The sequence below is a fragment of the Bradyrhizobium sp. SZCCHNR3119 genome (assembly GCF_032487775.1).
Taxonomy (GTDB): domain Bacteria; phylum Pseudomonadota; class Alphaproteobacteria; order Rhizobiales; family Xanthobacteraceae; genus Bradyrhizobium.
Genome location: NZ_JAUEUV010000001.1, coordinates 1743374 through 1757692, shown reverse-complemented (window position 1 = coordinate 1757692; position 14319 = coordinate 1743374). Strand labels below are relative to the sequence as shown.

Here is a 14319-nt window from a genome sequence, read left to right as displayed (position 1 = left end):
GGTGCCGAGGGTGAAGCTCGCAACGTACCGATCGGCCGGCCAGGACAAGGTCGGTCTCGTCCATGCGCGTGACAGTCAGGTGTTCGATCTCGCCGAAGCCGCCCTTAGGGAAGGTCCGGGCGATCCCGCTTTCGCCTCGATGCTGGCGTTGATCGACGCTGGTCCGCACGCGCTTGACCAGGCCGCGGCGCTGTTTGAAAAGCACGGCGCGGACGCGACGCTCTCGGTGGCGGTTGGTGCAGTGGATATTCTCGCGCCGTTGCCGGAGCCGCGGCAGATGCGCGATGGCATGTCATTTCCGCTGCACATCCTCCAGGCGCCACGTGGGCAGCGCAAGCTGGCGGCGCGCGCGAGGGGAGACATGACCGAACTGGCCCGTATTGATGCGGAGCCGCTCGGCGAATTGCCTGAGATCTATCGCAAACAGCCGATCTTCTACATCACGAACCGCTTCAGCGTGCGTGGGACCAACACGACGGTGAAATGGCCGCGCTACAGCAAGGTGATGGACTACGAGCTCGAGTTCGGGATCGTTACCAAGAACAAGGGGGCGAACATTTCCGCGGCGAAGGCCAAGGACCACATCTTCGGCTACACCATCTTCAACGATTTCTCCGCGCGCGACGCGCAGCGGATCGAGATGGAGGGAAGGCTCGGCCCGGCCAAGGGCAAGAGCTTCGATGGTGGCAACGTGATCGGACCGTGGATCGTGACGCCCGACGAGATCGGCGATCCTTACAGGCTCAAGATGGAAGCCCGGGTCAACGGCGAGATCCGCTCCAAAGGCGTGACCGATGGCATGCTGTTCTCATTCGAGGAGATCATTGCCCACGTCACGGAGGACGAGACGCTGATGCCGGGCGAGTTCATCGGCTCCGGCACCGTCGGCAATGGCTGCGGGCTCGAGCTCGGATGGTATCTCGAACACGGCGATACGATCGAGCTCGAGGTCGAGAAGATCGGCATCCTGAAGAACAGGGTCGAGCGGCAGGACGTCTAGATCTGCCCAATACGAACAAATACTAATAATAAGACAACATGAGGAAATGCCATGGCGCGCAAACTGATCGATATCTCCGTCCCCCTGCAAAACGACGTGCCGGCCGATCCCCCCGGTGGCCACCCGACCATTCACTACATCGATCATCAGCAGGGCCTGCCTCGCATGTTGCAGTTCTTCGATGGTCTGAAGGCGCAGGATCTGCCGGACGGGCAGGGTTGGGCGGTCGAACAGGTGAGCCTCTCGACCCACAACGGCACGCATCTCGATGCGCCCTGGCACTTCCACCCCACGATGAACCGTGGCGAGCGCGCCTGGACCATCGACGAGGTCCCGCTGGACTGGTGTCTGCAGCCTGGCGTGAAGCTCGACTTCCGTCACTTTCCGGACGGCTATGTCGCCACGGCGCAGGATGTCGAGGCCGAACTCAAGCGCATCGGCCATGAGCTGAAGCCGCTGGAGATTGTCGTCGTCAATACCAGTGCCGGCGCGAAATACGGACGGCAGGATTACGTCACCTCGGGCTGCGGCATGGGCTATGAGGCGACCATGTATCTGCTCGAGCGCGGCGTGCGGCTGACCGGCACCGACGGCTGGAGCTGGGACGCGCCCTTTGTCTACACCGCAAAGAAATACGCCGAGACCAGGGACGCCAGCCTGATTTGGGAAGGTCACAAGGCCGGCCGCCATATCGGCTATTGCCATCTCGAGAAGCTGCACAATCTGGAGCTGCTGCCGTCGACCGGCTTCACGGTGTCGTGCTTCCCGGTGAAGATCGAACGGGCTTCGGCGGGTTGGACTCGCGCTGTCGCGATCATGGAAGGCTGACAGTCCTTTCCTTGTCGCGGGACTCCGGCGCCGATCCGCTTGCAACGACTCGGTGAGGGGCCGGCCGACGTCGCCCAGCCGTAAGAAGACGAGGGCATTATGGCCTCCGCCATCACAATCCGCCTTGGAGCTGACTAGAGGGCTGCAGCTGATCGAACCGATGATCTCTGCAAGTGCCCCGGCCGGCCCTTTGCCAATTCAGCACGGGAGAAACGCAAGATGAACACGAGCGATCTGACATTGCGCGGGCTTCACTCCTGCCCGGCCTGTTCCGGCCCGTCCTGGTCGAGACGGGGCTTTCTCGCAGGACTGGGAGCACTCGGCCTCGCCTCGACCATCCCGACGGCTCCGACGCAGGGACAGACCAGCCCGGTGCTGATCGATACCCATGTTCATTTCTATCCTCCTGAATATCAGAAGCTGTGGCTCGGTTACGAAGACACGCACAAGCAGCCGCACTTTCCCGGTCAGGTTGCCTGGACCCGCGAGAAGCTGGTCGAGGACATGGACCGCAACGGCATCCGCGCAGGCGTCCTGTCGATCTCCTCCACTCCTGGCGTGTGGTTCGACCTCGGGCCGGCGGAAGCGGGCCGGCTCGCGCGCGTCTGCAACGAATATGCGGCGGACATGATGCGCGACCATCCGGGTCGTTTCGGCCTGTTCGCGACCCTGTCGATGCTGGACATCGATGCCACGCTCAAGGAGATCGAATATGCGTTCGACACGCTGAAGGCTGACGGGATCGGCCTGCAAAGCAACTACGGCGACAAATGGCTGGGCAATCCGGCCTACAAGCCCGTGCTTGAGGAGTTGAACCGTCGCAAGGCGGTCGTCTATGTGCATCCGCTGGTCGCGAGCTGCTGCAGTGCGCTGAGCGTCGGTACGTTCCCTGCGCTGATCGAAGTCCCGCACGACACCACGCGCACGGTGACGAGCCTGCTGCTCAGCGGCTCGTTTGCCCGCCATCGCGACATCAAATGGTTGTTTTCGCACGCCGGCGGTACGATCCCGATGATGGCCGGCCGTATCAATGCGTTCTATGGGGCGCGCCCCGACCTCAAGGAATTCGCGCCGGAAGGCATCGAAGGCGAACTGCGCCGGCTTCATTACGACACCGCGAACGCGACCTTCGCGCCGTCCATCGCGGCGCTGCTCAAGCTCGTGCCGGTCTCCCAGGTCACTTATGGCTCCGACTATCCGTATTTCGGCTTTGGTCAGTTCGCCGAACTGCAGAAGCGCGGTCTGTCGGCAAAGGACCTCGATGCCATCGGCCATGAGAATGCGACGCGTCTCATTCCGCGGTTGCGTGCCTAGGGCTCGATGGCGCTCTAGCAACTACGGCAGCGCTCGCGATACGAAGTATCGGGGAGCCGCCTGGATCGATCCTATGCCCAGCCTGCTGGGCAGCTAGAAAACCCTACCAGTTGATAGGATCTGGCCATCTCGTCACGACATCGGTCGGACGCAGGCGCCTGGCAATTGTGCGATAGCGCAACGTTGCTTTAACGTTGTCGGCGCGTTTGAGAGGAAACGGATGCCGGCGGATGAGGGCGAATGCTCGAATGGTGCGCCACTCCGAGCAAAACTGCGAACTCTTATGTGATTGAGATAGCAATATAATCTCAAGTGAGATCGCTTCGAGGAGATGCCAGCCTGTACCTGAAGAACGCCAGGATCTCGTCGCGTGCCGCGATCGTCGGCTGGCCTGCCGCGTCGATCAGGTGCGCGGTGACAACGCTATGCGGGGTCGTAACGTGACGCTCGAAGAACGGCGCAAGATCGGTATTCGCCGCGCTGTCCGGAAGCACCCGCCCGATGAACCGATCGCCAAGCGCCTCAGCATAGGCCGAAAAACGTTGAGCCGTGCAGAACTTATCGCCCTCGAAGCGATAGGCGATCACCGTCAAATCTTCCCGCTCGAGCCGCTCGCGGATCGCTTTGACTTCGTCCGGTGCGATTTCAATGCCGGCCGGATTGTTCAGCGGCAGCGACGGCTGCGAGAGCACCGGCGCCAGCATCGACGGTTCAAGCATCATGGTCAGCGCGAAGTTTCCGGTGAAGCACATCCCGATGGCACCGACGCCGGGACCGCCGCACTCGCCATGCGCAAATCGCGCCAGCGACCGGAGCCACTTTGTCGCGGGACTGGATTCGTTTGAGGCCAAGGCGCGAAACTCGGCGCTCACACAGGCGCGCTGAAAGATCGCGGCGCCCTCCTCCGCGCCTGGAACGACGCCATCGCGGCCGAACAACGACGGCATGTAGACGGTGAAGCCTGCGTCGCGGACCCAGCGCGCAAACCGCGCGACATAGGGGCTGATGCCCGGCATCTCGGTCATCACGATGACGGCAGGCCCTACGCCGACCACGTAAACGACCTTGGTGGCGCCGTCGAGCGTGATGGCGCGGCGCGTGAAATCCTCGAGAGGATCGTCCCGCTTCATGGACCGTTTGGGCATGGCGCAATTCCTTGTCGATCGATGGATACCAGACAGAAGCCGGGGACCGAAGATGTCTGCAGACAAGCCGCCGCAAGGGGGCGGCGTTTTCACCGATATCGTTGCGATTGCGCGGCCAGCGCGCTAGTGTCAAAAATGACATTTATCGAGGTTTTTTTGACATGACCAAAGTCGCGGTTGTCGAGATCGAGGGGTGCATGGCCTCGAGCGCGGCCATCACCCACGACGTCATGGCGACCGCCAACCGGATCAGCGCTGCGAAGCGCGCTCTGCCATTCGAGGTTACGACGGTGCGTTGCGCATCCCGCAAAAGCGACGTCGATCTGCGCGGCATCGAACTCGTCATCGTCCCCGGTCTTGGAGCTGCGTCGGCCGACGAACTGGACAGAAAGTTGAAGAGCCCGACGTGCCGGCGCGCGAGCGACATGCTTACCCGAGCGTTCGGGATCGGAGCCGTGCTCGCCGCGTCCTGCGCGAGCACGTTCCTGCTGGCGGAAGCTGGCTTGCTCGACGGCCGGCGGGCCACCACGACATGGTGGCTCGCGCCGGTATTCCGGCAGCGCTATCCGGGAGTCGAACTACTGACGGAGCAGATGGTCGTCGCCGATTGGCCGATCGCAACCGGTGGCGCGGCCATGGCGCAGATGGACCTGATGCTTGCGATCGTCGGTCGGTTCGCCGGACCAAGCCTGGCGAAAGCCTGCGCCAACTATCTCCTGCTGGATGAGCGGCGCTCCCAGGCGCCGTTCATGGCGATCACCTATCTCGCGGGCCAGGACCCAAGGATCGCCAAGGCCGAGAAATGGGTGCGCGACAACATCGCACGTGACTTTGCAATCGAGGAGCTCGCCGAAGCCGTCGCGCTGGCGCCACGGACATTTGCCCGGCGAATTGCGGCGATCTGCGGCGTTTCACCGATTCAGTTCGTGCAGCGCATCAGGCTTGAGACCGCGCGACTACTGCTTGAGACCACGCGCCTGTCGGTCGAACAGATCGCGCAGCAGATAGGATATGCGGAGCCCTCGACACTTCGGCGGCTGATCCGGCGTGATACGAAACATTCGCCCGGACATTTCCGTCCCGCAGCCTGAGTGTCTCCCATCGCTCGCGACGCCTTGTCCAGGAGGCATCAGCGGCGCAGCGGACCCGTCATCGCCCGCATGGTTTATCCCATGCAGCGATACTACCACAGCGGGACCAGGCTATTGAGCTATCAAGTCATTCCCAACGAATGAGGGGCTTTAGCGATGATGGTGCCCCTGGCCGATAATTGCCTAGAGCCATAACCATTTGAATTTGAACACACTTTTATCGTCGATTGCTGTCGATACCAGCACAAATACCAGCAGGATGACGCGCGGTATTCGCCGACAAAAATAAAACGGCGGGCTTCCCGCAGCGGGCACGCCTATTCCATTCCGGACTCCACAATCGCCCTGATCGGAATCGAACCCGGCTCTGACCCGAAATCCCGGAGAGATCTACCGCGAGGTTAAGGGTAGGCTCTTGTCATGCGTGCCCCATCCATTGTCCTTCACGATGCCGAAGGAGAGACCAAATTCGTACTGGACGACCTTGGGACGACTCGATTGCCGCTCGGTGCGGGACCGACGCCGAAAGCGCCGATCGCGCGACGCTGATTTTCGTACCACGGTCAGCAACGTGCCGTAGTCGGCGTTCTCGCCAGTGCTGTGTGTTTCGAACCGAGGAAGAAGAAAGCCGGTCGGCGGGGCCATGAACGAAAGAATGGGGAAAAGGAAACGCAGGCGTCTCGCCGCCAAGGGATTGCTTCCTTGTAAGCAGCCACCACGCTACTTCCATGGCGGCAACTTCGGCCTACAGATAGGCGAATATATTTTGCCGCCGTCGGTGACCGACGTACCGCAAAATGGCGATGTTTCGCCAGATATCCGTCGGAACGATCGCATCTACATGGTGAAGCTATTTGACCAAGCTGCAATTTGGGCAGCTCACCACGAATATCCGCGCATTTATGAAGTTGAAGTCAAGTGCGTGGTCGAAGATGATCCTGACGCGCCAGGGACCGCTTTACAGTGTGAGAAAGCACGCATCGTCAACGTCCACAAGATTCCGCCGGAAATGCTTTTGGCCGCGAGGAAAAAGCTGCTTCTGTGATCGGACAGCTTGCAACGATCCTCACGAGAAGCCGTGGCCGCCGATTGATAGTGTGACTGCTCAAATGCCTCTTCGATCGCGCCATCGAGAGGAAGGCGCATTCAGCAAATCATAGCCGTGAGGGGCCTACCGGACGCGCGCTTGGGGCCCCCAGACGCCAACCATTCGAAGAACTTCGCCTCAACGGTGCGCGGGCCGTCTCGCCGCGCAGATTGGGGGTTTAACTTGCTCTCGCTTCGACCCTCGGCAGCGAAGCGTGATATTCATCAACGCTGTCGAGGTCGATGAGGGTCTTGCCTCCCATCTTGTAGGCCCTGATCCTCTCGTGGGCGATCAGCTCATAAGCTTTAGTCTTTCCGAATTTGCCATAGCGGCAACCGTCCTTGAACTCGACGAGCCGGCGCCGGTTGTGGTTATCATTGTCAACCATGGTTCCTGCATGTGCTTCATCTGCGCGTTACCCAATGGCCTGGGATGCGTTGGTCTATATCGCCTAAAGCTTGAACAAAAGGCCCTCTGACGCCTCCGCTAGCCCCAGCGCGCCGTAGAGTGCAAATGGGACGGACCGGAGCTGGGTTGACTTGGACTGTGCTGGAGGCGCGCCACCTGCAAGCTGTCGCATGGCAGACAAACCGACCACGCTTGGCCAAGCGGCGCGAAACACGAGCGGCCCGTTGTCTTTGAAGGAGCGCTTCGAGCGCTTCATGTCGTCTGCCGATTTCGCCGAGAGCATCGATGCCCTCACGGTGAACGACAATATTCCGGGCCGCAGGAAGGCCGACTACCTTGCCTAAGACGCTCGGTCATCCTTGAGCAGAAATCGATTGACCGTGACGTCGACGCCAAAGTGAGCACCTTCCTGAGTGATTTTATCGGCCAGCACGGGTCACTGGGCGCCGGTGATGTTACGCTTGCCAGCATCATCGATGCGGTCGTCAAATTGCCGCCTCCGAACCTTTTCAAGCGCCGCCTTCGATAGCTTTAGCGCGAGTTCTGCCAGATCAGGCTTGCCGTGACGCCGCCGAACATTTGCACAATATCATGAAGGCGCATGACGATCTTGTCGGTTTCCGCGCCAACGTCGGCACCTTCCGGCACTTTGAAAATCTCCCGCACGGCCGCGCGGTTTCCGACCATCTCGCCCGGCTCGAAAAACCAGTTATGCGGCTCATCCCCGAGCGAAGCCGCCCCCGTTGCGTCCGGATACTTTGCGACGAGCGAGGCGAGGGCAAGCTCGATCGTGCTGGGGTCATAATGGAAGGTGAGATTGTTGCGGATGCGGGCCATCATCTTGAATTCTAGGCTTCCCTTGAAGGCGAGCAGTGCCGCAAACGCATTCTTCGTCCGGCTGCCCGCGCGATCCACGGCCATCATCAAGATGAGGTCGTTTGGCGGCGGACGGAAACCGAGTCGCGCGTGCTGATCGAGAAATTCCTGACTCGTTGGAAGGAGACCAACGAGTGTGTATTCAACGCGGCCTTCGTACCCGTATTCATGGGCCTGCGGCTTCTGCACAAAATCGATTTCTTGCCGAAGATTCCAGAGTTGAAGTCCTTTCCGTTGGAGAACTTTCCGGATTGGAAGACAATCGAGCGGCAGATCACCAAGTAATGCCCGCGTTGATGCGCCGGCTCTATGGGCCAGGCTTAATTTGCTGCGCTGCCGAGCCTTAGTCTTGGCCCCTTCGGGGGATAATGCCTCACGCTTGCCCAGAACCGGGCCGATATGCGATTCGTACAGCGCCAAACCTTGAACCCGTCTCGGCCATGACTAGTTCTGACTGACTTGCTAGGTCTCGTTGGCGCCCAACCGAGGGATTCCTCGTGACAGGAGTATCGCTCGACTACGATATCTCGAATCGCCAGTTGGAGAACGGCGCAATCTATTGCGGGCGGTTCACGCCCGTGGTTTGGCCTAGCTCCCGCGATAACAGGCGCGTACCGAGGGAGCCATTCATCTGGACACTGCCAAGGCGAGGTCGCCATCTCGACGAGGACCTGTTCGAGAAACTTGACAAGGCTTGCAGTCAATTGACCGGTCTCGATCGCTATATCCTGCTCGTTATCTTTCTTATGGCCGAGACGGGATTGCGGATCGAGGAGTTATGCGCTGTAAAATGAGAGCAGGTTTCGCTGGACAAGCGCCGCATGGAGGTTCCAAAGCCGCGCTGTCCGGAGGAGCATGAGGCCCGGACAATCGTCCTATCAATCCGAGTACGCATGTATCTCGAAGAGCTCGCGGCGGCGCTAAAGGCGGATGACCGCTTCGAGCAGTGTTCCGCCGTTATTCCGATTGCACCGGCTGCCATACGAAAGGCTTTTGACCGCGTGGTGTACCTGGCACAAGTGAACCTCGGCGAAGCGCTGTTCGATGCTCTACATTCCGATGCGGAGGCTCGATTCAGGGAAGCGCGCCTGACCAAGATCGAGCGCGACATCATGCTCGGATTGGCGTTGCGGATTTTACCGGGGTCGCGAGCCGACCTCGTCGCTATTCAGGAAAAACTAGATTGGAATTTCCTCGACGGCAAAACTTACGAAGAAGCCAAGGACAATCTCCCCATAATTCGGGCAAATGAAATCATCGCCGCTAGTGAAATGATGGCGAAATGGGGTTATCTTCAAATCCCCGAGGCTAGCCCCACGGTGATCCGCCACTTCCCAAATGTGGTCCTCCGCATTCTGGCCGCGTAGCTGCCTGCCGGAGATGGACCGAAAGATGAAAACCACCGAGGCGAGGGTAGTCTGCAGCTAGTAAGTTGAGGCAGTTTGAGAAGCTGCAAGATCGAGCGATTTCATTTCGTTCGTATCCATCGCGGCAGGATGGGTATCTCTCTACGAAGCTCTACCAATAGTGCGCCCGCTTTCGCGGACCGGGTTTTACTCCACCCGTTCGGGGTGTCACCGAGCCGAAGTCTCGGTCCTTTGGGTGACAATCCGTTACGCTAGCTGTTCAGTGTACCTCAGCAGACTCGGCCGGGCGAACAACGGTGCTGACGGATCGTGACATCCGACGTTGGACACCCCACGATTACGCGACTCGGCGTTGGGACAAGGCCGCTATGACGTTATCGAGCCGGCGCAGTAGATCATCATAGGTAAGGATGTCCATCATGTTGGAATACTTGCGTTTGATCACCTCAAGATCGAACAATTGATCGTCAGCAAGCGCGGATGTTCCGTCAGCTCGTTTGTCGCGTCCCAACAAGATCATGGCCTTTGGACTGGTCACTCGGATCTGCATGCCATTCGGAAGCAGGTTGGCATATTTCTTGGTGAGCTGCCGCTCGCCTTCGACGCCCCATTTCGAAAGGTGAAAGAGATATTTCTCGGCCTGCATGATCGTTCCGGATAGCTCTTTGGTCGGCACGTTGTTGCCCCGATAAAGACCCCGGCTCAACAGCACGTCATCGAAGGGCTTTTTGATCTCGATGACATCGATACTTCCTCCAGCGTCAATGAGGCAGATGTCGATGAACCTGTTCTTTCTGGTTCCGGGCTTGGAACAAAAATCAGCGACTGCGACGCCTTCGAGCACGGCAATGTACTTAGGAAACAGCAGGAGGATTACCTTGATGATCAGCCGTTGCCAGTCATTTTCGGTGTAAGCGGTTGCGCTGACGAGCCAGGCCGAGATGGTGTCGCGCAATAGCACATACTTGTCGATTTCGGCCTGGATCAGCTCCGGCTGGTCCAAGGGGGCGGACGATACGGTGGAGCCTCGCCGGTTGAGATAGGCTTCGTATTTCTCTCGCGCGGCCGAGTTGTCGTCGAGAACCTCGTTAACAATCGCCTCAACGCGCGCGCTGGCATAGCGATCGAGTTCGGTCGAGTTCGGGAACTTCGCCAGAAGCTTGCGAAAAATCTCGACCGGTATCCTGTCCTGTCGCGAACCTCCCACAACGACCTCGCCGGGGGATGACATCACCTTCTCGATGCGCGGGAAGATCCGGATGTTCCGTTCCGCGACGAAGGTCTTGCGCTCGAGGCGGATGCCTTTGACCGCAATCAGCACATCGTGGTCGCATCCCAGAACCCGGCCCGCAATCCGATAATAGTCGGCTTGCTTCTCCGCGAAGCGGAATTCGTAAGCCGCATCCTGGCCGCCGCGCTTAGGGGCCTTCAGCAGGTCGCCGGGTTCAAAGGTGAAGCCATTGCTTACGGTGACCCGGCCATCATCCTTCAGCCGTTCGGAGGCCCAGTCCGGATCGTTGTTCTCGACTTCGTATAACAGGACCAACCCTCGGTCGTCTTCTTCAAAGCTGATCATGCCGGACTACCGATGCACTCTGCCCATGTCGCTGGTCGCAAGGAAGCTGACGCGCGCTCAAACATAGAACTTGAATGGCTGACGTTCCTCTCCTTTCGCCGACCCCATGGTGAGGACGTCTCCGACCATCCGCGCAAACCGGACAGTGACGGGCAGGCCATCATTGAAGTTGCAGGAATTGTAGTTGATCTTGGTGAGACCCATGATGTCTGCGAGCACCGTGCGGATGTCGGGCTTTGCGTTCTTGCTTTTCATCACGGTGATGTGCAACGGATTAGGGGTCTCTGGCCCAATGTAAGTGTCGAGCTGTGGCACATAACCCGTCGTCCAAAGATAGGCCGTCTGATCATCGAGCAGGAGCGCGGTCCCGCGCAGCACGGGATAGTCACCATCGCGGAAAAGCTTGGTCTCGCCGCCCGTCGATCGAATCCGCACGCCAATGACGTTGGTCTCCTTCGGCGCCGCTTCGACAAAGGCGTTCCACTCTTCGTCGTTGAAATAGGTCTGCCCATGGATAAACAGCTCCTTGGGAGGGCCGCCGTGCGTCTCGGCGTAGGTATTCAGCACCAGACCAAGCAGAGTCTTCGCCGCGGGTGCCTTGAGATGAAACTCGTAATCGCCGGTCTTCCATGGTCCATTGGCCCCGCGGAATACGACACCGTCCCCCTCATTGAGAAACATCTGCGCTGCGCAGCAGGCATGCCCGTCGGGGTCGTTCGGCAGGCTCTTGTAGACCATGCCAATATAACATACCCCGGGTCGAACGGCAGCTAACCGCCACGGCGGCTTGGGTTGCGTCTTGTAGTAGAGCCCGGTCGCGAGATTCCACGCGACCGTCGCGGCGTCCTGCGTCTTGCGCGACGGGTAACCGGCCTTGTTGAGGAAAGCGTCGGGCGCGATTGTCGTCTCACGAACCAGCTGCGTCGGCGCGATGGCCAGGAATTCGGCCTTGATCCTGCGATGGAAATCCGGAACGTCCTCGAAAATCGCCTCTTCGGTCTGATCGACCGCGCCCATCGCGGCGAGCAGCGGGAGGCTCTCCTTCGCCTTCTGCCGCTTGGTGAACTCCCCCTTTTCCATCGGCAGGCCCGTTCGCTTGGACTGAGGCCTGCATCGTTCGTAGACGATTTCCGGAAGGACCAGGATCCAGACGTCGACAGATCGCTCGTCGTTGCGCAAGTGCTGCTTGACGCGATCGATGTAAAGGCGCGCGACCTTGTCGACAGCCTCGTTAAGATTGATGAGGCGCGTTGCACGATCGATGTCCTTCCACGGAATCGACAGGGCACTGCATTCATCCGGCTCGAATGAAATCCCGAACGCCTCGTCCAGGCCAGGGAAGTTCGCCAGGTGCAGCCGGTCGGCCTTTTCGCCCTTTCCGGGCGGCGGGACCCGCACGACCGATTTGAGCTTTCGGCCCCATGCCCGAAAGTGACCGATCCCATCGGTGGTGCCGACGACCCCGACCCGAATCTCGCGGCTTTTCTTCGCTTTCGCATGCGGTCCATAAAGGAACAACCCGTCCTTGGGGTGTGGACTGCGCTGCGAGAATGCAAACTCCAGCGGCGGTTCGTCGAAATGTTCGACCTGAAGAGACTTCTCCGGAAACCTCATTCCTCGACCTCGTCATCATTGTCCGGCCGACCAAGCGTGCTGCTATCGGTCTCTTCCTCGTCGGCATCGAGAACGTTGGGAAGCGTCGTGCTCACCGGCGAAGTGAACAACATCGGCGCGGCTTCGATCAGGAGTCCGGTGTTCGCCGCCAGCGCGAGCCTGATATAGGCCGATTCACCCGAAAGCAGCTCGAGGAATGCAAGCATGCGGCCATGCCACTGCTTGTTGCGCCAACCCTTGCAAATGCTTCGGCGCAACCGGTGCAGCTTCCTTACATCATTGATACCGAGTCCCTCGGCCGTGTTGTTGTCGACCGAGAATAATACTCTCGACTTGAGTTTCAGATGCCAGAACGGCCAGAAATAGGGCATCGCGGTAACGCCAAACTGCCAGATGTGTCCCCTCGCGACATTACGAAGCATCGATGATCGCCGGTCGCCTTGCTTGCCCCAGGGGATGCGATGTCCGGTTGGTGCCTGAGCGGCCGAAGCGTGGAAGCCCACAGCATTGGAATATTGATACTCGACGAAGCCCTTCTCCCTGCAGAACGACAGCCATGCTTTCTTGATCATCGCAATAACCAGGTTGGACGCGATCTGACGCTCGATCCCGAGCGCAGAAAAGCCGTTGTCGACAAATTCCAGCAACGGGATTTCGTGCTTCAGCTTGAACCGCCCGGCAGATGCGAACGCGCTGTCGACTTCGGATTGCTCCGCAAAAGTGATGATCCCGGAGCCCTGTTTCGCGCACGGATAGGAGAAATCCTCGAGCGCGCGATCGAGCAATCGGTCTTCGGTCGCGCCGGTGCTCTCGAAGTATCGAATGACGTCGGGCGCTTCGGCGGCGCGCAGCCAGTTCGAGGTCAATCGCTCGGCTTCCTCGACAAGCGGGATCGCGCCGCGCCGCCGGAATAACTCCCAATTCGGATCGATCGCGGCCTGGCCGGCTTGGCGTGGCACCTTCTGGCGCCGCAGGGCATCAAGCAGAAGGCTGACGCCTTCTCCCCAACCGCGCACAAAATCGACGGTCACCGTATCCCCGACGCCCTTGACCTTCTTGCCTGCTTCAAGGCGCAGGGGAATGATGAACCGGCTATCGTTCAACTCCTTGGCGACCTCCAGCGCGATGTCGAGGTCATCCTGGACATGTGGATCGGAGAGCGTAGCATCGCGGCAGATGAGCAGAACCTTCACCGCGCGGTATTGCAGCGCTTGATTGATATGCCGGCGCCATCGGTCACCGGGCTGAAGTGTCAGAATGTCGGCGAAAACGCGGTACCCTTCGGCCTCAAGCTTGGGCGCCAGCCAAAGTGCAAATTCGTCGTCGATCGGCGACGCCTTGATCAGAAATATGGTGTCTCGCGCTGCTTCCTTGACAGCCGCTGCGCTCCCGCCCACTTCCGCAGGCGGCAGGAGATTGGCAAGAACCGTGGGAATCGCTCCAGGCTTTGACAAAGCCCTTCCGACCGCTTCCGTAACAACCGTTTCCAAAACCGACGTGCTCTGCGCCCAAAGCTTTTGATGAGCTTTCTCGATGTCTGGATATTTGCGAAGCAGGGCGTTGAGATCGCCCGGTCCAAAAATGTCGCCCGGTGTTTGCAGCGACGGACCGATGATCTGCGCCAACGTGTTCTTGTTTTTCGGGGTGAGCGGCGCGGATGTCACGAGGATGTAGCGCGTCGCCGCCAGCCGATCGATCGACTGCCGCTCCTTCGCCATCTTTGACTTCAGCGCTGCAAAGCCGGACCCGTGGTAATGCTTCGCTTGCATCACGATTGATCCGTCGGCTCGGGCGTGGCGGCCGTCCATCCCGTCGTCCGGGCCCTCGGGAAAGGCCTCGAAGCGCAGCTCTATCTCGCGCCCGATGAGGTCGCGGGCCAGATCTTCAAATTCGCTGTGGGACAGACTTGAAAAATCATAATTCATGCGTCCAGAATGAGTGCTCGTTTCCAAGGCAGTCAAGCGAGGGGTCGCGGTATTGCTTGGTCCCTAAGTCTTACCAACAACAAGATAA

At 59.6% G+C, this 14319-nt stretch carries 13 protein-coding genes; 7 read left to right on the top strand and 6 right to left on the bottom strand.

Going from position 1 to position 14319, the window contains the following annotated elements; translation table 11 throughout:
• Positions 1-10: 10 nt before the first annotated feature.
• The 3 genes from QX034_RS08360 (at position 11) to QX034_RS08350 (ending at position 3142) form a co-directional block, all read left to right on the top strand.
• A complete protein-coding gene (locus QX034_RS08360; protein ID WP_315703024.1) occupies positions 11-1000 on the top strand; it encodes a fumarylacetoacetate hydrolase family protein in 990 nt (329 codons plus the stop codon).
• 51 nt (positions 1001-1051) lie between these two features.
• Complete coding sequence (locus tag QX034_RS08355) at positions 1052-1828, top strand: cyclase family protein (RefSeq protein ID WP_315703025.1); 777 nt, start codon at positions 1052-1054, stop codon at positions 1826-1828.
• A gap of 219 nt (positions 1829-2047) precedes the next feature.
• Positions 2048-3142 carry an amidohydrolase family protein gene (locus tag QX034_RS08350; RefSeq protein WP_315703026.1) on the top strand — a complete coding sequence of 365 codons (1095 nt, stop codon included), beginning with the start codon at positions 2048-2050 and terminating at the stop codon, positions 3140-3142.
• Between the two features lie 308 nt (positions 3143-3450).
• Here the strand turns inward: QX034_RS08350 and QX034_RS08345 are convergent, their stop codons facing one another.
• Positions 3451-4287 carry a dienelactone hydrolase family protein gene (locus QX034_RS08345; protein ID WP_315703027.1) on the bottom strand — a complete coding sequence of 279 codons (837 nt, stop codon included), beginning with the start codon at positions 4285-4287 and terminating at the stop codon, positions 3451-3453.
• A gap of 161 nt (positions 4288-4448) precedes the next feature.
• On the opposite strand from QX034_RS08345, the gene QX034_RS08340 reads away from it, so the two are divergent.
• Positions 4449-5378 carry a GlxA family transcriptional regulator gene (locus QX034_RS08340; protein WP_315703028.1) on the top strand — a complete coding sequence of 310 codons (930 nt, stop codon included), beginning with the start codon at positions 4449-4451 and terminating at the stop codon, positions 5376-5378.
• A 643-nt stretch (positions 5379-6021) separates the two neighbouring features.
• Complete coding sequence (locus QX034_RS08335) at positions 6022-6423, top strand: hypothetical protein (protein WP_316195298.1); 402 nt, start codon at positions 6022-6024, stop codon at positions 6421-6423.
• 220 nt (positions 6424-6643) lie between these two features.
• Here QX034_RS08335 and QX034_RS08330 read toward each other — a convergent pair whose 3' ends face one another.
• Positions 6644-6853, bottom strand: coding sequence for a hypothetical protein (locus QX034_RS08330; RefSeq protein ID WP_316195296.1), 210 nt, complete (start codon positions 6851-6853; stop codon positions 6644-6646).
• Between the two features lie 190 nt (positions 6854-7043).
• Between QX034_RS08330 and QX034_RS08325 the strand changes: the two genes are divergently transcribed.
• On the top strand, positions 7044-7217 hold the full coding sequence (locus tag QX034_RS08325) for a hypothetical protein (protein ID WP_316195295.1): 174 nt from the start codon (positions 7044-7046) through the stop codon (positions 7215-7217).
• 187 nt (positions 7218-7404) lie between these two features.
• Here QX034_RS08325 and QX034_RS08320 read toward each other — a convergent pair whose 3' ends face one another.
• Positions 7405-8169 (bottom strand): hypothetical protein, encoded by a 765-nt coding sequence (locus QX034_RS08320; RefSeq protein WP_316195294.1) that lies wholly within the window; start codon positions 8167-8169, stop codon positions 7405-7407.
• A gap of 473 nt (positions 8170-8642) precedes the next feature.
• On the opposite strand from QX034_RS08320, the gene QX034_RS08315 reads away from it, so the two are divergent.
• Positions 8643-9116 carry a hypothetical protein gene (locus QX034_RS08315; RefSeq protein ID WP_316195293.1) on the top strand — a complete coding sequence of 158 codons (474 nt, stop codon included), beginning with the start codon at positions 8643-8645 and terminating at the stop codon, positions 9114-9116.
• 337 nt (positions 9117-9453) lie between these two features.
• On the opposite strand, the gene QX034_RS08310 is transcribed toward QX034_RS08315, so the two are convergent.
• The 3 genes from QX034_RS08310 to QX034_RS08300 are packed head-to-tail and all read right to left on the bottom strand — an operon-like array spanning position 9454 to position 14231.
• Positions 9454-10692 (bottom strand): Shedu immune nuclease family protein, encoded by a 1239-nt coding sequence (locus QX034_RS08310; protein ID WP_316195292.1) that lies wholly within the window; start codon positions 10690-10692, stop codon positions 9454-9456.
• Positions 10693-10749: 57 nt separating this feature from the next.
• On the bottom strand, positions 10750-12306 hold the full coding sequence (locus tag QX034_RS08305) for a hypothetical protein (RefSeq protein WP_316195290.1): 1557 nt from the start codon (positions 12304-12306) through the stop codon (positions 10750-10752).
• On the bottom strand, positions 12303-14231 hold the full coding sequence (locus QX034_RS08300) for a toll/interleukin-1 receptor domain-containing protein (RefSeq protein ID WP_316195288.1): 1929 nt from the start codon (positions 14229-14231) through the stop codon (positions 12303-12305). The genes QX034_RS08305 and QX034_RS08300 overlap by 4 nt, the downstream gene beginning before the upstream one ends.
• Positions 14232-14319 lie beyond the last annotated feature (88 nt).